Origin of the sequence: Streptomyces prunicolor, from assembly GCF_045162825.1 — a bacterium.
GTDB lineage: Bacteria > Actinomycetota > Actinomycetes > Streptomycetales > Streptomycetaceae > Streptomyces > Streptomyces prunicolor.
In genome coordinates this window covers 5957414-5977171 of sequence record NZ_CP108676.1, presented here as the reverse complement: position 1 = coordinate 5977171, position 19758 = coordinate 5957414, and the positions used below count along the sequence as shown (strand labels likewise).

The following is a 19758-nucleotide window of genomic DNA, read 5'->3' as shown; positions in this document are numbered from 1 at the left end:
GGCGCCTTCTGTGGGGTCGGGTGGGGGTGGGGTGGTCATGCGGGTGTCCCACCTGCAGGGATGCGCTTCGTGAACTCCTCGTGGCCCGGCCAGGACAGGACGACCTCGCCGCCCTCCAGGCGGGCCCGGGCGAGGACAGGCGTCAGATCACGCTCCGGGGCCGACGACAACGCCTCGGCCGCGCTGCCGTACGGGATCAGGCCGCGCAGGGTCGCGATGGTCGGCGGCATCATCGTCAGATCGCCCTTGTCGTACGACGCCGCCGCCTCGCCCGGGGTGATCCACACCGTGCGGTCGGCCTCCGTGGAGGCGTTGCGGGTGCGCTGGCCCTCCGGGAGGACGGCCACGAAGAACCAGGTGTCGTAGCGGCGGGTCTCGAATTCCGGGGTGATCCAGCGGGCCCAGGCGCCCAGCAGGTCGGAGCGCAGGACCAGGCCCCGGCGGTCGAGGAACTCCGCGAAGGACAGGTCACGGGCGACCAGGGCGGCGCGGTCCGTCTCCCAGTCGGCGCCCGTGGTGTCGCCGACGACCGAGTCGGGGGTCGGGCCGGCGAGCAGGACGCCCGCCTCCTCGTACGTCTCCCGGACCGCCGCGCACACGATCGCCTGGGCCGCCGTCTCGTCGACGCCCAGCCGGTTCGCCCACCACGCGCGCGTGGGGCCCGCCCAGCGGACATGGTGGTCGTCGTCACGCGGGTCGACACCGCCGCCCGGGTACGCGTACGCGCCCCCGGCGAAGGCCATGGAGGCGCGTCTGCGCAGCATGTGGACGGCAGGGCCGGTGTCGGTACCGGTGTCCTTCAGGAGCATCACGGTGGCCGCCCGCCTGGGCTCCACCGGCGTGAGCCAGCCCTCCGCGAGCGCCTGTATACGCTCGGGCCACTCCGCCGGGAACCACTGACCGTTCGCCATGGGCGGAGGCTATCCCGTAGTGCGCGGATGTTCGAGAGGCAACAACACGCACCCCTGGACAGCCATGACGCCCGATCGCGCACCCCGGGACAGCGACTACGCCTCCGTCAGCTCCACCTGGATCTCGACCTCGACCGGTGAGTCCAGCGGCAGTACCGCCACGCCGACCGCGCTCCGCGCGTGCACGCCCTTGTCTCCGAGGACCTCGCCGAGGAGTTCGCTGGCGCCGTTGATGACACCGGGCTGGCCGGTGAAGTCGGCGGCCGAGGCGACGAAGCCGACGACCTTCACCACGCGCGCGATGCGGTCCAGGTCACCGGTGACGGACTTGACGGCGGCGAGGGCGTTCAGCGCGCAGGTGCGGGCAAGTTCCTTGGCCTCCTCGGCGGTGACCTCACCACCCACCTTGCCGGTGACCGGAAGCTTGCCGTCCACCATGGGCAACTGGCCCGAGGTGTAGACGTAGACACCGCTCTGCACGGCGGGCTGGTACGCGGCGAGCGGCGGGACGACCGCCGGCAGCGTCAGACCGAGCTCGGCCAGCCGGGCGTCGACGGCGCTCATGCCTTCTCCCGCTTGAGGTAGGCCACCAGTTGCTCGGGGTTGTTCGGCCCGGGCACGACCTGGACGAGCTCCCAGCCGTCCTCGCCCCAGGTGTCCAGAATCTGCTTCGTGGCGTGGACGAGCAGCGGCACAGTCGAGTATTCCCACTTGGTCATACGGCCGACTTTAGCCGCTGCGAACCGGCCGCCTGTGGTCGTGTTGTCCGTCGCGTTATCCACAGCCTCCCGCTTGGTTCGGGCGCGGACTGGTTAGGCTCGAAGACGTGAGCAGGCTCCAGGTCGTCAGTGGCAAGGGCGGTACCGGCAAGACCACGGTGGCCGCGGCCCTCGCGCTGGCCCTGGCCACCGAGGGGAAGCGGACGCTTCTCGTCGAGGTCGAGGGTCGCCAGGGCATCGCGCAGCTCTTCGAGACGGAGACGCTGCCTTATGAGGAGCGGAAGATCGCCGTCGCTCCCGGGGGCGGGGAGGTGTACGCCCTGGCCATCGACCCCGAACTGGCCCTTCTGGACTACCTCCAGATGTTCTACAAACTCGGCAGCGCGGGCCGCGCCCTGAAGAAACTCGGCGCGATCGACTTCGCCACCACGGTCGCGCCCGGCCTCCGGGACGTCCTCCTGACCGGCAAGGCCTGCGAGGCCGTACGCCGCAAGGAGAAGAGCGGGCGGTTCGCCTACGACTACGTCGTGATGGACGCGCCGCCGACCGGCCGCATCACCCGCTTCCTGAACGTCAACGACGAGGTCGCCGGGCTCGCGAAGATCGGCCCGATACACAATCAGGCGCAGGCGGTGATGCGGGTGCTGAAGTCGCCGGAGACGGCCGTGCACATGGTGACGCTGCTTGAGGAGATGCCCGTCCAGGAGACCGCGGACGGCATCGCCGAACTCCGGGCGGCGCGGCTGCCGGTGGGCCGGATCATCGTGAACATGGTCCGCCCCGAGGTGCTGGACGCGACCGACCTCGATCTCGTACGGGCCGTGCCGCGCACCGCCGTGGCGCAGGCGCTGTCCGCCGCGGGCCTGGGCGGGGCCCGACGCGGTGGCAACGCCGAGAAGCTGGTGGATCCGCTGCTCGCGCAGGCCGAGGAGTACGCCGAGCGGTACGCGCTGGAGCACGACCAGCGGGCCGTACTCGGCGAGCAGGGCCTGCCGTTGCACGAACTGCCGTTGCTCGCCGAGGGCATGGACCTCGCGGGCCTGTACGAACTCGCCACCGAGCTGCGGAAGCAGGGGATGTCATGAGTCCGGACCCGGCCCGCCCGCAGGACACCGCCCGCCCCCGCCAGGCTTCCTCCGCGCAGGACACCGCCCGCGCTTCCTCCGCCCGGGACTCCCGCTCCCACCACATCTCCCACGCGCGCGTGCTCGACGTCGATCCGCTGATCGACGACCCGGAGACCCGCATCGTCGTGTGCTGCGGCTCGGGCGGGGTCGGCAAGACGACCACCGCGGCGGCGCTCGGGCTGCGGGCCGCCGAGCGGGGGCGCCGGGTCGTCGTCCTGACCATCGACCCGGCCCGCAGGCTCGCCCAGTCCATGGGCATCGACTCGCTGGACAACACTCCCAGGCGCGTGAAGGGCGTCGACGGGGACGGCGAACTGCACGCCATGATGCTCGACATGAAGCGCACCTTCGACGAGATCGTCGAGGCGCACGCGGACCGCGAGCGGGCGGCGGCGATCCTGAGCAACCCCTTCTACCAGTCGCTGTCGGCCGGCTTCGCGGGCACGCAGGAGTACATGGCGATGGAGAAGCTGGGCCAGTTGCGCGCCCAGCACGACTGGGACCTGATCGTCGTGGACACCCCGCCGTCCCGCTCGGCGCTCGACTTCCTGGACGCGCCGAAACGTCTCGGCTCGTTCCTGGACGGCAAGTTGATCCGGCTGCTGACCGCGCCGGCGAAGCTGGGCGGACGGGCCGGGATGAAGTTCCTGAACGTCGGCATGTCGATGATGACCGGCACGATCGGCAAGCTGCTCGGCGGTCAACTCCTCAAGGACGTCCAGACGTTCGTGGCCGCGATGGACACCACCTTCGGCGGCTTCCGCACGCGCGCGGACGCGACGTACAAGCTGCTCCAGGCGCCCGGGACGGCGTTCCTGGTCGTCGCGGCCCCGGAGCGGGACGCGCTGCGCGAGGCCGCGTACTTCGTGGAGCGGCTGGCGGCCGAGGAGATGCCGCTGGCCGGTCTGGTCCTCAACCGGGTGCACGGCAGCGGAGCCGCCCGGCTGTCGGCCGAGCGGGCACTCGCCGCCGCGGAAAATCTTGAGGAGTCCCGCATTGTCGATCAGATGGGCGGGAAAGCTGGACTTCGTAACTCTCCCGACACGTACGGCAGTTCAGAATCTCCAGCTTCCGAGACTCAAGCTTCCGAGTCGCCCGCCTCCGAGTCTTCCGCTTCCGAGACAACAGCTCGCGCCGCAGCTCCTGACGAAGGCTCCCCCGCCGACACGGACCAGGAGCGGTCCGCCGCCACGGGCGACACGGACGGTCAGCCGTCCGACGACGAGCGATCCGTCGAACAACTCACCGCGGGACTGCTCAGGTTGCACGCCGAGCGGATGCGGCTGCTCTCCCGTGAGCAGCGCACACGTGACCGCTTCACCGCGCGCCACCCCGAGGTGGCGGTGGCCGAAGTCGCCGCGCTGCCCGGCGATGTACACGACCTCGCGGGGCTGCGGGACATCGGGAACCGGCTCGCGGCCGGTCGGCCGGAGCTGCCCGAGACGAAGGTCTGACGCGGAACCTCCGGGCGCGTGCCCCGGGGATCGCCCGGGGTCGGCCCCGAAGGGACCGGTGGGTGTCAGCCCACCGCCGCGTAGTTCTCGTAGATCTCGTCGTCGTCGAGGGGGATGATGCCGACCCCTCGTTCGTACTCGATACGCGCGGTCTCCAGTAGCCGGCGCCATGAAGTGACAGTGGGCCGCCTGCGCAGCAGTGCGCGGCGCTCCCGCTCCGTCATTCCTCCCCACACGCCGAATTCGACGCGGTTGTCGAGCGCATCGGCGAGGCACTCCGTGCGTACCGGACATCCGGTGCACACTGCCTTCGCCCTGTTCTGCGCTGCTCCTTGAACGAACAGTTCATCCGGATCGGTAGTGCGGCAGGCCGCCTGCGCACTCCAGTCGGTAACCCAGCCCATACCGGCGCCGTCCTCTCCCGAATCGAGGCTCCCCCACGGCGGCAGCGGCATATTCACCGCCGCCAGTTGAGGACGTTACGGAAGGTGGGCACAGCGCAACACCCCCTTCGGGCCCAATCTTGAATGGCCCGAACGGACTATGGGTAAGCGGCAGATCACCCGGGGGAGTGAGCTGACGACATGCGTGACTTTCCCGGCAAAGCGGGACAGTTGACATGCGCCACAAGGGGCACCAGGTGACACAGGAGGCGGATTCGGACACGCCCCCGACAAAAAAAGGGAAACGACCGGAACGATTCGGGGTCGCCGGACGTATTGATACGTGACCGCTCTGCTGTGACAGTTGAGAGCAGCTTAGGCCAAGGCCTATACACGTGTCCGGCGAATGAGAACGTAGGCTGCCCCTATGCCAAAAAAGCGCTCGGGTGGTGGTCTGTCCCCTCTGCAGCAGGCCACCAAGTTCCTCGGTGTCAGTGTTCTCGCCGGTGCCGTCATGGCCGGAATCGCGATGCCGGCGGCCGGCGCGCTGGGTCTCGCGGCCAAGGGATCGGTCCAGGGGTTCGACGACATCCCGGACAGTCTGAAGAGCCCTCAGCTGAGCCAGCGCACCACGATCCTGGACAGCAAGGGCAACCAGATCGCCTCGGTCTACTCCCGTGACCGCACGGTGGTGGAGCTCAAGGACATCTCGCCGTACATGCAGAAGGCGATCGTCGCGATCGAGGACTCGCGCTTCTACCAGCACGGCGCGATCGACCTGAAGGGCGTCCTGCGCGCCCTCAACAAGAACGCGCAGAGCGGCGGGGTCTCCCAGGGCGCCTCGACCCTCACGCAGCAGCTGGTGAAGAACTACTTCATCGAGGAGGCCGGTGACGACCCGACGAAGGTCGCGCAGGCCACTCAGCAGACGCTCGGCCGCAAGGTCAAGGAGCTGAAGTACGCGATCCAGATCGAAGAGAAGCTCGGCAAGAAGAAGATCCTGGAGAACTACCTCAACATCACCTTCTTCGGAGAGCAGGCCTACGGCGTCGAGGCCGCGTCCGAGCGCTACTTCTCGAAGCACGCCAAGGACCTGAACCTCCAGCAGTCGGCACTCCTCGCGGGCATCGTCCAGTCGCCCACGCGCTACGACCCGATCAACGACGAGGCCGAGGCCAAGAAGCGCCGCAACACCGTGCTGGCCCGCATGGCCGAGGTCGGCGACATCTCCAAGGCGGACGCGCTCAAGGCCGAGCAGAGCGACCTGGGCCTGAAGGTCAGCCAGCCGAAGAACGGCTGCATCACCGCGGTCAAGGGCGCCAGCTTCTTCTGCAAGTACGTCGAGAAGGTCTTCCTGAGCGACCCGGTCTTCGGCAAGACCAAGGAGGCCCGCGCGAAGATCTGGAACCAGGGCGGCCTGACGATCCGTACGACCCTGGACCCGCAGGCGCAGGACTCGGTGCAGGCCTCGCTCAAGGAGCACATCTACAAGTCGGACTCGGTCGCCGCGGCGGCCACCCTCGTCGAGCCCGGCACCGGCAAGATCCTCGGCATGGGCCAGTCGAAGCCGTACGGCTACGGCAAGAACGAGACCGAGTACAACTACTCGGTCAACGCCGACATGGGCGGCTCGAACTTCGGCTTCCCGACCGGTTCGACGTTCAAGCCGTTCGTCGCGGCGGCCGCGCTGGAGCAGGGCCTGCCGGCCACCCAGCAGTACCCGGCGCCGTACTCGATGGACTACCCGAGCCCCGTGTCGACCTGCAGCGGCAAGAACTGGGTCAACACGGGCGGCGCGACGGTGGAGAACGAGAGCGAGTCGGAGAAGGGTCCGTACGAGCTGAAGGAGGCGATGGCCAAGTCGGTCAACACCTACTTCGTGCAGATGATCTCCGACATCGGTCTGTGCCCCGTGGTGAGCATGACCAACAAGCTCGGCGTCGTGCAGGGCAACGGCGACAAGATCCCCGAGGTCCCGGCCATCGCGCTCGGTTCGAAGGGCCTCTCGCCGCTGACGATGGCCACCGCGTACGCGGCCTTCGCCAACGAGGGCACGTACTGCACCCCGATCGCCATCGAGTCCATCACCCAGAAGGTGGGCAACGAGCAGAAGTCGCTCGCCGTCCCCAAGTCCACCTGCTCGCGGGCGATGAGCAAGAAGACCGCCGACACCATCAACACCGTGCTGCGCGGCGTGGTCGACTCCGGCACCGGCCAGGAGGCCGGCCTCACCGACCGCCAGAGCGCCGGTAAGACGGGTACGACGGACTCCCGCAAGAACGCCTGGTTCGTCGGCTACACCCCGAACCTGGCCGGCGCGGTCTGGGTCGGCAGCGCCAAGCAGAACATCGAGATGACCGACATCCGCATCGGCGGCGTCTACCACGCCGAGGTCTACGGCGCCGACACCCCCGGCCCGATCTGGAAGGACGCCATGACCGGCGCCCTGGAGGGCAAGCAGGTCCAGAACTTCCAGCTCGTCAACATCCCGGACCCCGTCAAGAAGGACAAGGGCAACGACGGCGGCAAGAACAACGACAACGGGGGCGACGACAACGGCGGCGTGACCACCGACGGCGGCACCACCGGCACAACCGACGGCGGCACCACCCCGACCCCGACGTTCTCCCTCCCGGACGGCTTCATCCAGGGCAACGACAACGGCGGCAACAACGGCAACGGGAACGGCGGCAACCGGGGATAACTCCCCGTCGGTCACCCGCTGTTCAGGCTTTTCGTCTACGACGACGGGGGCGCCCCTTGTGAAAAGGGGCGCCCCCGTCGTCGTAGAGGCACTTCTTGTCCGCGGCCGGTGGGTCAGCCGGCGAGGAGCTTCTTCACCACGGCGGCGACGCGGCCGCCCTCGGCCAGGCCGGCCACCTTCGGGTTCACGATCTTCATGACGGCGCCCATCGCGCGCGGGCCCTCGGCACCGGCCGCCTTCGCCTCCTCGACGGCCTGCGAGACGATCGCGGTCAGCTCCTCGTCGCCGAGCTGCTTGGGCAGGTACTCGGCGAGGATCTCGCCCTCCGCCTTCTCCTGCGCGGCCGACTCGGGGCGCCCGCCCTGCGCGAAGGCGTCCGCGGCCTCGCGGCGCTTCTTCGCCTCCTTGGTGATCACCTTGAGGACCTCGTCGTCGGAGAGTTCGCGCTTCTCCTTGCCGGCGACCTCCTCCTTGGTGATCGCGGCGAGCGTCAGCCGGATCGTGGAGGAACGCAGCTTGTCGTGCGCCTTGATCGCGGTGTTGAGGTCTTCCTGCAGCTTCGACTTGAGCGTGGCGGTCATGGGTCTGATTCTCGCAGGTGCGCAGCCGGCTGCGCCCGCCGATTTACCGGGCCCCGGCCGACGGGGTGTCAGGCGTGTCAGTGGGGTCTGACACGATGGAGGAATGCGCGCGCGATATGGAGTACCTCTGGGAATTGCGGCGGCCGGCGCCGCCGGTCTGGTCTACGCGGCGGGCTTCGAGGCCCGCTCCTTCCGGCTGCGCCGGGTGACGGTCCCGGTGCTGCCGGCCGGGATGCGCCCGCTCAGAGTCCTCCAGGTCTCCGACATCCACATGGTCGGCGGCCAGCGCAAGAAGCAGCGCTGGCTGCGCTCGCTCGCGGGCCTGCGCCCCGACTTCGTGATCAACACCGGCGACAACCTCTCCGACCCGGAGGGCGTCCCCGAGGTCCTGGACGCGCTCGGCCCGCTGATGGAGTTCCCGGGTGCGTACGTCTTCGGCTCCAACGACTACTACGGCCCCACACCCCGTAATCCCGCCCGGTACCTGTTCGAGAAGACCGCGGGCCGCCACGGCCTGAACGGCAACCCGCCCGTCGTAGGAGCCATCCACAACCCGTGGGAGGACCTGCGGGACGGCTTCGACGCGGCGGGCTGGCTGAACCTGACGAACACGCGGGGGACGCTGAAACTCGAGGGCGCGTCGGTGGAGTTGACCGGCCTGGACGACCCCCACATCAAGCGTGACCGCTACGCGCGCGTGGCCGGCGGCCCGTCCGACGACGCCGACTTCTCGATGGCCGTGGTGCACGCGCCGTACCTACGAGCACTGGACGCCTTCGCCGCGGACGGCTACCCCCTGATCCTCGGCGGCCACACGCACGGCGGCCAGCTCTGCATCCCCTTCTACGGCGCCCTGGTCACGAACTGCGACCTGGACACGGACCGGGTGAAGGGGCTGTCCCGGCATACGGCGGAGGGCCGGACGTCGTACTTGCACGTGTCGGCCGGGTGCGGGACGAATCGGTATACGCCGGTGCGGTTCGCCTGTCCGCCGGAGGCGACGTTGTTGACGTTGGTGAGCCAGGAGTAGGAGCGGGAGTAGGAGCGGGAGCGGGAGGTATCTCAGGACGTAGATACCGGGGGATACCGGGGAATACCGGCGAAACCGGGGGATACCGGGGGCTGCGGTGAGGTACCTCGTCCAGCCCACCCGTATCGCCCGATTCGTCCCCGCTGCCTAGCGTGAGGGCATGACCGCCCCGATACCCAGGGACATCCCGGACCTCCCCGCGGTACCCGGCATGCCCGCACTGTTCGCCTCGCCCGTTCCCGCCACCGCGGTGGTGGCCCCGTACCGTCGCCCGCTGACGGCGGTGTACCGACTGCTGGTCGCGTTGGTGGCGGCAGCGGCGGTGACCGTCGACCTGTTCCTCGGCAGCCCGATCCGGGTGCTGACCTACTTCACGATCCAGAGCAACATCCTGCTGGCCCTGGTCATGATCGCCACGGCCCGCCGAGCCTGGACCGCCCGCCGCCCCCTCTCCCCCCTGGTCACCGGCGCGGCACTGCTCTACGTCACGATCACCGGCCTGATGTACCACCTGATCCTGGCGCACGCGTCGACGCCGTTCGCGATGACGGGCGGCCCCGTCAGCGGCTGGCAGGCGGTGACGAACCACGTCCTGCACACGGTGATACCGATCGCGGCGGTGTTCGACTGGCTGTTCCTGACCGCGCCCGGCCGGCTGCATCTGCGGATGGCGGCGACGTGGCTGCTGTACCCGATGACCTACCTGGCGGTCTATCTGGCCCGGGGCGAGCTGATCCTCCCCGGCACACCGGGCCGCTACCTCTACACCTTCCTGGACGTCGAACAGCACGGCTACAAGAGCGTCCTGGGCAACGCCCTCCTCCTCGGTCTCGCCTTCTACGCCCTCTCCGTCCTCCTCGTGGCCATCGACCACGCCCGCCCCAACCCGATCCGCCACCGCGCCAAAACCGGATTTCGTCTCCAGCCACCGGTGGGCTAAAGTAAACGACGTCGCCACGGTGAGCAGCAGCTCGGGCAAGACAAGTGACGACATCGGGGTGTAGCGCAGCTTGGCAGCGCGCTTCGTTCGGGACGAAGAGGTCGTGGGTTCAAATCCCGCCACCCCGACAGCAAGACACCAGGTCAGGCCCGGTGCTGAGAGATCAGCACCGGGTCTGATTTGCGTTGCGGGCCCATTTGGGAGCCGACTGGGGTGATCTTCGGGATCCGACTCCCGGTCGCTTCCAGCAAGCAACGTTCGCCGCGCCTTGAGCTCGCTGTGCGCTGTGCGCGCTCGGGACGAGCCCATGTACGGCTTGTGCCAAGGTGTCAAGCAACAGCCCGCAGACGGTACGACGATCGCCATGCACCGATGGTCTCCGTTGAACGACCGGCAGCTCGCGCTCCTCACCCGAACCGGCCTGAACCGGCTCCGCGGGGGCAGCGTCCGAGAGTTTCTGAGCCAGAGGTACGACCGGCCCCTCCAACGCAGGAGCAAGCCACGCCATCGTCCGAGACGAAGCGGGCGCCGCGACGCGCAGCGACGCCCCCGCGGCCGACGCCGACGCAAATCGGTGCCGCTTTGATCGCGGAAGTGCAGCAGGCTGGACGGTTCCTCCGGATCCCGAACCCCAGCGACGAGGAACGGGCCCGCTACCGCAGGGCATTCGAGGCAGCTCGACAGCGCGCCCCCGAGGACAACAGCCTGTAACACAGCGGGCGGCGAAGGGGGACTCCTTCCTCGGCCTGCAGATGGCGGAGCGGGCACGGTCCGTGGACCGCCCGTACGCGGCGGAGCGACTGACGGACGTTCTCCTGAGCGTGGCCGTCTAAGGGGCTCGCGTTGCCGCGACCAGTTCGGTGACCTGTATGAGTCACCCCGTGACAAGACCAGTGCTCGCCCTGGTGTCGGTGCAGGTGACGGTTGAGTACGGGTACTCATGCGGGCCTCGCGAGGCCCGCCGGACGATGCTGTGCATGACACAGCGACACAATCGCCTCGGGCGGCGCCGGAGCCTCCTGGTCGGGTCGGCCGCGGTGCTGGCACTGGCTGGAGCGGTGGTAGGCATGGTGGGGGTTGCCCGGTGGTCCGAGCGGCTCTGGGAGGGCGACCCGTATCCCGTCGCGAATCCGGCCGCCACGGCGCAGCGGCTGGACGGCCACACTCAGACTGTCTACGACGCGCTTGGCCTGCCACACGCTCAACTGGATCCCGACTGGCCCGGAGGCGGCTCGGAGGTCGACGGCTGCTACTACCGGGGGCTGAAGCACTGGTCCGAGCAGCTGAGCGACTCCCCGCCGAGCCTGCCGCATGTCGTTGGCGTGGGCAATGAATGGGCGCTGAAGGGCGTCTCCCGTGACCAGGCCGTGTCCGCGTTGCGGCGTGTGCGGAAAGAGCTGACGCGACAGGGCTGGAAAGTCACCGCCTACGAGAACTCCCGCGCCTGGCTCAGTCTTGCGCTGACGCTCCCGGACACGGACGACACCGTCTCCCTTCAGACGTACCCGCGTGATCGCCTCCAGGTAAGTGCGTACGCCGACTGCGCCCGCTACCCGTCGGGCACGCCGGTGAACGATCTGGACGAGCCGGAGCTGCCTGCCCAGGGGGCACCGGCCCAACTGCGCGGATGAGGAGCGGAGCCGGTGCGGGTGCAGCCCTGGGTTTCGCCGGCGACCAGGCCCACGATGGCTGTGCCGGCCCACGGCCCGGCGACGGCGTGGCTGTCACGGAACTCAACTGGGCGGCGTCTACAGCCCTGTTGCCGACTGGCACTCCTCGCACCGCCGCGTAGCCCTCCGCGCGGTGTTGCCCGCGGTCGCGACCGCGGGACAGCTGCTGCCGAGGCGGTCCCAGAGCCCGGGCGCCGGGTCCGGGATCCAGCCCCAGCGCGGTGCCGTCACCAACTCTTCGACGAGGTGAGTGCATGCTCCGGGCAGGTGCGCGTACTGCGCGGACGAGATCAGGATCGTGTCCGCGGGGAAGCGTCGCCATTCCTGCCGCGGCTGCGAGGCAGAACGCGCCTTCGGCACAGCCCCGTCAGCTGGGCAACCACAGCCCAGCCCGATGATGCACTCACACCGTTCGCAGCGCTCTTCCTTCATAGCCCCACTCTTTCCGTTTCCCCGGCAGGGCTTCATGCCCCGCTTCGAAGACTCACACCGCTCCGGTGTCGGCCCGGTAGACGATCTGCCCGACGGACTCTGCGAACCCGAGTGACTTGTAGAACGCGCGGGCGTTCGGATTGTCGCGGTCGGTCATCCACTCGATGCGGCTACGCCCGGGACGTGCGGTGGCTACGGCGCGGAGTTCGTCCATGAGACGGGCGCCAACGGCTGGGAGCCGAAGAGGGCCTCCTCGACCTAAGTCCGGCGCACCTCGAACAGCTGGATCCCGGTCGTCTCGTAGAACCGTTCGAACTCCTCGATCAGCTCGGCGACACCGTGATATCCCGCTTCTCGGCGGGCCGGATCATCACGCTCATCGGCATCTCCCGTTCTTCGTCAATCGCTTCACCCACGCGCTCCTACGCGCGGTCCCGTCGTGGCATACGGCATGGCTACGGCGGCGGGGTGCTCGACGTGCAGGGCTCGGCCCATCCGTACTGTCGCAGGGAGCCCTGGACATGCCGGATGAGGTGCTCCAGCGGACACCTCTGGTGCTGCTCGTCGAGCGCGGCCCTGCCGTTCTGCCTGCGTATGAGCTTCGGATACCGAAGGGCCTCGGCGGAGGACTGGTTGACGACGTCGAGCCGGAGCCAGGAGGCGCCCTCCTAGACGGACCGCAGGGTGTCCACGTCCTCGTTGGTGCCGTCGGACTGAATGACGATGCTCGTCGGCGGGTCAGGCCGAACGTCTCCACCGCCCCGCGTACGCGGGGGCTGAGCACCACGATGTCTTCCAGCGTCCGGACGCTGTGCCGGCACTCGGGGCCGCCGAGCCAGGCGTCGTACACCCGGCTCGTCCACAGCCCGTACTCGGGCACGCTCGGGTCGTGGCGGTGCGGTGGATCGTCATGGGTGCCGTGCGGCAGGCCGAAGTCGATCACCGGCGGCTCGAAGGGGACCAGGTAGTCGTACCTCCACCGGGTCGTTGGGGCGTGCTGGGCATCAGCAGCGCGGTGCTGCTGGGAGCCGCGATCGCGGTCACTCCTGTCGCCCACAGACGACGGCCCGGACCTGGTGCCGTGTGAGTACACGTACTCAACCGCACTGGTGGCCGATACGGATGAGGCCCAAGATGCGGTAACGCTACTGTGCTTCTCGATCACCGCAGAGTTGCGGTCTCACTGTCACAAGCGCCCGGCGGCAAAGGGCTAGACACGGGGAGGGGCCACGCATGGCGTGGGAGGAGTGGGAGCAGCTCAAATCGGCAGCGGCTGAGCGGCACCCAACGCACATGCAGCTCAATCAGCTTCCTGCCGACCCTGGCGGCTCCACCGGCGGCAACACCGCAGGCGGCGCAGGAACCCTCAAGCACTCGCACGGGCCGTGGATGCGGGCCGCGGGTGCTGCCGACGATCTACGGACCAGTACTGGCAACGCGAAGACGGATTTGAGTTCCGCCCATGACGGTGTGGGGAGCGGGGCAGCGGGACTCACGAGCCTGGGCGCCTTGAGGTCCGTACTCGCTTCGTGGGAGAAGCGCCTGGGCGCGGTTCGGGATGAGTGCGACGCGCTGGGCCCCAAGTTGCGTCAGGTGGCCCAGGACATGGGTGAAGTGGACGTCGAAGTGGCCGCCCAGGCCGACTCCGTGAAGGTGACCGGCACGGGGAAGGGCGAGTAACCGTGGCGTCGACACTGACCTGGCAGCAACTCAGGGATCTGAAACTGTCCGAACTCTCTGACGCAGCCGATGGCTGGGGCGCTGCGTCCCGACATGCCGACTCCGCACATGAGCAGGTCGACAGCCGTATGAGCGGCCCACTCGCCAAGACCCAGGAGAGCGAGTCGGCGAAGGCTGCGGTGAAACGGCTCAAGCGGCTGAGCAACAACTACTACTACATCCAGGCCGAGTCCGGGCTCATTCGCGGTAGCGTCGATGGGTTGGCAACGGAATTGGCCACGCAGCGCAGGCATCTGATCGAGGCCCTGGACGATGCCGCGTCGCTCGGTTACACCGTCAACGAAAACGGCAGCATCGGGTATCCCGCCGGTGGAGAGAGTGGGCTGACTGGTGAGGAAGTCCCCGGCGGAACAGCCTACGGCGGGAACGGGCGGTTCGATTCGAGTAACCCGAGTCCGTCTTCCGGTAAGGAGGGGTTGTACCAGCAGGGGATGAGCGACAGCGAGGCTCAGCTCAAGAGCCCGAATCCGCATTACGCGAAGGCCAAGGACGTGGCCGATCGCCTCACTTATGCCGTCCTCCGCGCTCAGGAGATCGATGTTCGCTATTGCGGAGCGCTGGAGAAACTGAAGGCCCCGCCCGGATTGGGTGTGGACACCAAAACGTGGGCGGACGTGGCGTCCGATATCGATGCTGTTGACGCATCCGCGACACCTTACCTCAAGGATAAAATTCCGCTCGACAAGTCTCCTGCAGAGCGTAAGGCATGGTGGGATCATCTCACCTCGGACGAGCGTGAAGAGTATCTTTCCGCGTTCCCCGGCCTGATCGGAAATCTTGACGGTGTTCCGACGGAAGTCCGTGATGAGGCAAATCGGGAGAACCTGAAAGTCCTCATCGCGAAGCTCGAGGGCCAACATGACGACCTGTCAAAAACCCAGCTCGAAGGATTGAAAGGGATTCAGGAAAAACTCGACGAAGGCAGCAGCCCGCCAATGTTCCTGCTGGGCGTGGGAGATGAGGGGAACGGCCGGGCCATCGTAAGTTACGGAAATCCTGATACCTCAAGAAATGTCTCCGCCTATGTTCCCGGGCTTGGCACCACGCTTAATGGCGACTTCGCGGATGACACGGTCCGCCGGGCACTTCAAACGCAGAAGGGCGCTTACAAGTACGATCACTCAACTGCTTCTGTCGTCTGGCTGGGATACGACGCTCCTGGTTTCACCGAGGTGGCATCCACTACCGACGCGGATAAAGGTGCTCCCGCCTATCGCAGCTTCATGGAGGGTATAGAAGCAACCAACGAGAACAAGAATCCACATATCACGGCCATCGGACATTCGTATGGCTCTCTCCTGGTGGGAACGGCAGCCCGGGAGCACGGTGGAATCCCTGGCGTCAACGACATCATCCTTCTGGGAAGCCCTGGAACGGGTGCGCAGACCGCCAGCGAACTCAACGTCGGTAAGGGCCATGTTTTTGCTGCGTCGGCCGATAACGATCCAGTTTCTTTGCTTCCAGCCAAAAGCAGCCTTCTTGGTCCCGCCCCCGCCATCGTCAACTCTTTGGACGATGAGCGTTGGTTCGGCAGAGATCCCACCAGTAAGGAATTCGGCGCCACACGCATAGAGTCGGGAGACGGGCCACTGCCGCTTTGGCTCTCGGGCGATGGGCCAACCCCGGCCCACTCTGGATATTTTGATCCTGACAGAAACCCTTCGGCGGCCAACAATATAGCCAAGATTGTCGCTGGAAGATCAGATCACATCAAGGCGGAAGTACCTCGATGAAGAAGCAGCTTTCGGTCCGAGCGATCAGCGTTGCACTCACAATCCTATCCGTTGCGAGCTGCGGCGCGAGCAATGGAGATTCGGGAAACGTGAAGGGGAGCTCGAAAGTGGATATGCAGGGAGCGGCGGACGAGGCCGACAAATTGATCTATCAGACCCTCTCGACGGTGAAGCCCCCCATTCAGTGGACCCACGACACTTCGGATGACGGCAGTTGCGATGGCGGATCCAGTGGCTATGGAGATGTCACGCGCCGTGCAGTCGTGATGACGAAGGTTTCGGAGGCGAGAAGGGGTGCTCTTATCGGAATAATTGAGCGTTATTGGAAGAAGAATGGGCATAAAATTACAGACGTCAACTCGGACAAGGAATTCCCTGAGGTGTACGCTAAATCCGGCGATGACCTGCTGCAGATGAGCTTGATCGTCGGCGGAGAGGGGCAGTTCTTCCTCGACGTCCAAACTGCTTGCGTCAAGAAATCGGACGTTACCGCACCATCAACAAAAGCGAATGGTCCAAGCTACTACGGCAAAGCGATCCCGCGGCCCAACGCGAATGACGCCTTCTGGTCGTCCAACGCTCCAATCGCTTCCTCAACAGAAACGCCGAAGGCATAGCTGAGCTCATGACAGAATCCCTGGCGGGAAGTTGCCGGTACAGATGGCCTTAGGTCGCTCATTCTCAACCGGAAGAACCTCTTGAAGCCACGCAAACCGATGTTGATTGGTGGACTCCTGGCGGCGTTGGTTGCGCTTTCGGCGTGTGGGACAGAACAGGGTGGCGGGAGAGGCCGCGCCTCAACGCCGAAGCAATTCACGGTGAACGAGGAGCAGGCAACCGAGCGCGCAGAGAAAATCATTCACCAGGCAGTGGACGGCATGTCACCGAAGCCAAACTCGAGCAGGTGGGCGCCGCGCCGGTGGGAGCCTGTACTGCCCGGGACGATAGTGGCTCGGATGATCGGTTGCAGGTCAGCATCGCGTACAAGCTGACTGGAGTGCCGGGCGGCAAAGCCAAATCGCTGGTGCGGCAAGCCAGGGACGCCTGGGTGAAGCTGGGCTACAAGTTCCAGTCATCGGACGCAGATTGGTCCAAGCCTTTCCCTCACGTGAACATGCGTACCGAACCCGATGACTTCTGGATGGACGCCATCACCGGCGTGGTGAACCGGTCTGCGGGTGAAGGGCTGGCCTCCCTCGGTGTGACATCGCCCTGCTTCCCGCGCAGCGCCGGCGACCAGTCCACAGCCACCTCCACAGCCCTCCGGCACACGCAGGTCGACGAGCTCGCCGAGCATCGGGCCCTCGACCACTCCAGCCGGATCTACGAAGCTCTCCAGGCCCCGTACTCCCCAGCACAAGCGGGAGAGGGACCCAGCGCCCACCAGGACTCTGAAGGCCGCTGGGTCCACCATGCCTGGTCGACCTCGCCTCTTACGGAAGAGGAGACCGTCCGGGCGATGGCACGTACCCAGGCCTACTTCGAGAGCGCTGGATGGACCGTGCGTCATATCCCGACAGGCACGGATGTTCCCGCGATCGTCGCCCGCAACGCCGAGGACGAGAGCGTGGCACAGGTCGCCCCATCGAACACCGGCGCTGTGCGGGTCGCCGTGACAAGACCCGTTGTTCCTGGCGGAAGCACGCCGGTTTGAGTTCGTCTCTGGTTGAGGGAATCACGTGAGGCCGAAGGTGACGGCGAACTGCGGTACAGGGGCGGTGGAGGAGGAGCTGCGTGGTCGGCTGGTCCAGCGCCGACCTCCTGCGGACCGAACCGGTCGCCGACGCTCTCGGATCCGCCTGCCGTGAGCGTCGTCCCGCCCGTACCGCGACGTTCATCGGCAGAGCGGTGGCCCCCACCGCTCTGCGAAACGTGACCAGCGCTCAGTAAGACTCAGTAAGTCAACGCATCCTGCGCATCCGACACCCAGTACGTCACCTTCAGCGAGTCGTCCACGTACACGCCCTTCGCCGGCAGGGCCGGTGTCGCCGCCGGGCTGATGCTGTTGTTGTCGCGGTCGAAGAAGTAGACGGAGAGGGACTTGGCGGTGCGGCCGTTGGTGCCGGTGCCGTTGTCTCCGTTGGAGAGGGCGACGCCGGCGTAGCCCGACTGGCCCGGGGTGAGGGTGGTCACCGCCTGGGGCTGGGAGTCCTTCATGACCGGCGGTACGGACTGGGCGTCGTCGAAGTTGACGGCCGGGTAGTAGTAGAGGTCGCAGGTCTTGGAACCCGTGTTGGTGACGGTGAGCAGCATGTGGTTGATGGGGCGTGAGACCGTCTGTGCCGTCACCTTGGTGTTGGCGCCGCTGCACGGGATCCTGCCGCTCGTGGAGGTCCCCGAGCCCGAGCCCGAGGCGGAACCCGACCCGGAGCCCGAGCCCCCGCTCGTCTTGCTGCCGCCCGAACCCGTGCCGCCGCTCGAACCCGTGTTGCCACCCGACGTGGACCCGGTGGAACCGGTGGATCCCGTCGTCCCTCCGGTCTGCGCCGTCCCGCCCGTCTTCGTCCCGGACGGTGCGGGCGTCGCCACCGTGGAAGAGGTCGGGTTGCCCGCGCCCTCGTCCTGTACTCCCAGCTTGTCGTTGCAGGCGGTGAGCGAGAGCGCGGCCAGTGCGACGGTGGCGGCGGCGAGGAGGCGGGTGCGGGGACGGGCGGTGAACGCGGACATGGCTGTTGTGCCTTTCGGAAGGAGGGAAGTAGCCGCCGCCCAACCGGTCGGCGGGCGGCGTGCTTTGATGACCGCAGCTTGTGCCGCCTTCCGTCCCACCCGCTACGACAGCCGGCAGTTATGGGAACCTGGAACGTTCGCACCGGCTCTTACCTGGGGGAACACTGATTCCCTGGAACGCTCGACTGGAATGGGGGCAGGGTGGCAGGGCCTGAGGAGACCGCCGATTTCGCGGCACTGATACGGGAGCTCAAGGACCGGTCGGGGCTGAGCTACGGCGTGCTCGCGAAGCGGCTGCACATGAGCACGTCGACGCTGCACCGGTACTGCAACGGCGATGCCGTACCCACCGAGTACGCCCCCGTCGAGCGGTTCGCCCGGCTCTGCAAGGCGACCCCGGACGAGCTCGTCGAGGCCCACCGCCGGTGGATCCTGGCCGACGGGGCACGCCAGCGGGAGCGGCGGGCTGCCGCCGGGACGGGTACAGGGGCAGCGGCAGCGGCGACTTCGGGACCGAGCGCGAGCACCGGCACCCCCGCTTCCCCCGCCCCCTCTACTCCCACTCCCGCTCCCCCTAGTCCCACCCCTCCCGCTCCCCCGCCCACCGGCACCGAGGCGATCACCACCCCCGCGCCCATCCCCACCTCCGAAGCAAGCCCCCCCGAGACAGCCGAGCCCCCCAACTCCAGCCCCCGCACCCGCCGCCGCACCACCCTCCTCACAGCCGCCGCCGTAGCCGTGGTCGTCGCCGCCACCGCGCTCGTCCCCCGGCTCGTGTCCGGCGGCGACGGCGGCGGCGACCGGAAGCAGGACGCCGGGGCCGTGACCTCCACCGGACGCGGCGCCTCCCCCTCCGACCCGTCGAAGTCGAAGGCGAAGGTGACCTCCTCCCCCTCCCCCTCCACCTCGCCCTCCGGCAGCGCGAACCCCTCCGGGTCCGCCACGGCGAAGACCGGCACGTCCGCCACCCCGAGTGGCAGGTCCGACGGCGCCGCAGCAACCGCAGCCGTTCCGCTGACGGTGACCTCACGGCCGTACGCCTGGGAGAGTCCGTGCAGTCAGACCTACCTGGTCGACGAGGACGCGGCCAAGGTGCCGCCGCCGCCCACCGAGCAGGACGCCCCGAGCTGGGTGAGCGCGCTGGGGGCCGTGTCCGCCGACAGTCAGTACCTTGAGCTCACTGTTCAGGGCACCGGGCAGGACACCGTCGTACTCCAGTCGCTGAACGTGCGGGTGGTGCAGAGCGGAGCGCCGCTCGCCTGGAACGCGTACACCATGGGGTATGTGGGGGTCGGCTGCGGTGGCGGGGTGCCCACGCACTCCTTCGACGTCGGGCTGGACGCGACCCGGCCGGTGGCCACGCCGAAGGCCGGGCAGACCGGGCTGCCGTACAAGGTGAGCGAGAGCGATCCCGAGGTCCTGTACATCACGGCCGCCGCGGCCTCCCAGGATGTGCGCTGGTACCTGGAGCTGAACTGGACCAGCGGCACCCGGCACGGCGTGCTGCGCATCGACGACCAGGGGAAGCCGTTCCACACCAGCGGGATGAACGGGCGTCCGCAGTACGGCTATTCGCTGGACGACAGCGAGTGGATACCGCATCAGGCCGACTGAAACGACCACAACGCCGAAACCGGTACCCATTAGCCGGAAACGGCTCTCGGCAT

The 19758-nt window shown here is 67.5% G+C and carries 19 protein-coding genes and 1 tRNA gene; 13 read left to right on the top strand and 7 right to left on the bottom strand.

The features are described from left to right. Positions 1–35: 35 nt before the first annotated feature. The 3 genes from OG588_RS27605 to OG588_RS27595 form a co-directional block, all read right to left on the bottom strand. Positions 36–911, bottom strand: a complete 876-nt coding sequence (locus OG588_RS27605) for an NUDIX hydrolase (protein ID WP_405949645.1) — start codon at positions 909–911, stop codon at positions 36–38. Between the two features lie 96 nt (positions 912–1007). Then, a complete protein-coding gene (locus OG588_RS27600) occupies positions 1008–1475 on the bottom strand; it encodes a RidA family protein (RefSeq protein WP_366098772.1) in 468 nt (155 codons plus the stop codon). Continuing rightward, positions 1472–1630 (bottom strand): DUF4177 domain-containing protein, encoded by a 159-nt coding sequence (locus tag OG588_RS27595; RefSeq protein ID WP_019063748.1) that lies wholly within the window; start codon positions 1628–1630, stop codon positions 1472–1474. Before OG588_RS27595 ends, OG588_RS27600 begins: the two co-directional genes overlap by 4 nt. 107 nt (positions 1631–1737) lie before the next feature. Here OG588_RS27595 and OG588_RS27590 point away from each other — a divergent pair, with 107 nt between their 5' ends. Both OG588_RS27590 and OG588_RS27585 read left to right on the top strand, forming a co-directional pair. Next, positions 1738–2715 (top strand): ArsA family ATPase, encoded by a 978-nt coding sequence (locus OG588_RS27590; protein ID WP_405949644.1) that lies wholly within the window; start codon positions 1738–1740, stop codon positions 2713–2715. Beyond that, entirely contained in the window at positions 2712–4211 is a 1500-nt protein-coding gene (locus OG588_RS27585; protein WP_405949643.1) for an ArsA family ATPase, read from the top strand. The genes OG588_RS27590 and OG588_RS27585 overlap by 4 nt, the downstream gene beginning before the upstream one ends. Positions 4212–4276: 65 nt before the next feature. On the opposite strand, the gene wblA is transcribed toward OG588_RS27585, so the two are convergent. After that, positions 4277–4615, bottom strand: a complete 339-nt coding sequence (gene wblA / locus OG588_RS27580; RefSeq protein WP_019063745.1) for a transcriptional regulator WblA — start codon at positions 4613–4615, stop codon at positions 4277–4279. 406 nt (positions 4616–5021) lie between these two features. On the opposite strand from wblA, the gene OG588_RS27575 reads away from it, so the two are divergent. Further along, the gene (locus OG588_RS27575) at positions 5022–7298 is read left to right on the top strand and encodes a transglycosylase domain-containing protein (RefSeq protein ID WP_405949642.1); all 2277 of its coding nucleotides are present in this window, start codon (positions 5022–5024) and stop codon (positions 7296–7298) included. Between the two features lie 113 nt (positions 7299–7411). On the opposite strand, the gene OG588_RS27570 is transcribed toward OG588_RS27575, so the two are convergent. Then, positions 7412–7879, bottom strand: coding sequence for a GatB/YqeY domain-containing protein (locus OG588_RS27570; protein WP_019063743.1), 468 nt, complete (start codon positions 7877–7879; stop codon positions 7412–7414). Positions 7880–7982: 103 nt separating this feature from the next. On the opposite strand from OG588_RS27570, the gene OG588_RS27565 reads away from it, so the two are divergent. The 4 genes from OG588_RS27565 (at position 7983) to OG588_RS27550 (ending at position 11480) form a co-directional block, all read left to right on the top strand. After that, positions 7983–8909, top strand: a complete 927-nt coding sequence (locus tag OG588_RS27565; RefSeq protein WP_393032401.1) for a metallophosphoesterase — start codon at positions 7983–7985, stop codon at positions 8907–8909. 160 nt (positions 8910–9069) lie between these two features. Continuing rightward, entirely contained in the window at positions 9070–9849 is a 780-nt protein-coding gene (locus OG588_RS27560; protein WP_405949641.1) for a Pr6Pr family membrane protein, read from the top strand. A gap of 54 nt (positions 9850–9903) precedes the next feature. Continuing rightward, positions 9904–9977: transfer RNA gene (locus OG588_RS27555), tRNA-Pro, on the top strand. An 849-nt stretch (positions 9978–10826) separates the two neighbouring features. Further along, on the top strand, positions 10827–11480 hold the full coding sequence (locus OG588_RS27550) for a hypothetical protein (RefSeq protein WP_405949640.1): 654 nt from the start codon (positions 10827–10829) through the stop codon (positions 11478–11480). Between the two features lie 523 nt (positions 11481–12003). Here OG588_RS27550 and OG588_RS27545 read toward each other — a convergent pair. Continuing rightward, complete coding sequence (locus OG588_RS27545; protein WP_405949639.1) at positions 12004–12165, bottom strand: hypothetical protein; 162 nt, start codon at positions 12163–12165, stop codon at positions 12004–12006. A 675-nt stretch (positions 12166–12840) separates the two neighbouring features. On the opposite strand from OG588_RS27545, the gene OG588_RS27540 reads away from it, so the two are divergent. From OG588_RS27540 to OG588_RS27520, 5 genes are all read left to right on the top strand, one after another. After that, entirely contained in the window at positions 12841–13038 is a 198-nt protein-coding gene (locus tag OG588_RS27540; RefSeq protein WP_405949638.1) for a hypothetical protein, read from the top strand. Between the two features lie 146 nt (positions 13039–13184). Continuing rightward, positions 13185–13631, top strand: coding sequence for an amino acid ABC transporter permease (locus tag OG588_RS27535; RefSeq protein ID WP_405949637.1), 447 nt, complete (start codon positions 13185–13187; stop codon positions 13629–13631). Between the two features lie 2 nt (positions 13632–13633). After that, a complete protein-coding gene (locus tag OG588_RS27530; RefSeq protein WP_405949636.1) occupies positions 13634–15424 on the top strand; it encodes an alpha/beta hydrolase in 1791 nt (596 codons plus the stop codon). Further along, positions 15421–16041 (top strand): hypothetical protein, encoded by a 621-nt coding sequence (locus OG588_RS27525; protein WP_405949635.1) that lies wholly within the window; start codon positions 15421–15423, stop codon positions 16039–16041. The genes OG588_RS27530 and OG588_RS27525 overlap by 4 nt, the downstream gene beginning before the upstream one ends. A 287-nt stretch (positions 16042–16328) precedes the next feature. Further along, positions 16329–17078 (top strand): hypothetical protein, encoded by a 750-nt coding sequence (locus OG588_RS27520; protein ID WP_405949634.1) that lies wholly within the window; start codon positions 16329–16331, stop codon positions 17076–17078. A gap of 239 nt (positions 17079–17317) precedes the next feature. Here OG588_RS27520 and OG588_RS27515 read toward each other — a convergent pair whose 3' ends face one another. Next, positions 17318–18091 carry a DUF4232 domain-containing protein gene (locus OG588_RS27515; RefSeq protein ID WP_405949633.1) on the bottom strand — a complete coding sequence of 258 codons (774 nt, stop codon included), beginning with the start codon at positions 18089–18091 and terminating at the stop codon, positions 17318–17320. A gap of 201 nt (positions 18092–18292) precedes the next feature. On the opposite strand from OG588_RS27515, the gene OG588_RS27510 reads away from it, so the two are divergent. Beyond that, positions 18293–19705: a helix-turn-helix domain-containing protein gene (locus OG588_RS27510; protein WP_405949632.1), complete on the top strand. Its 1413-nt coding sequence runs from the start codon at positions 18293–18295 to the stop codon at positions 19703–19705. Positions 19706–19758: the final 53 nt, after the last annotated feature.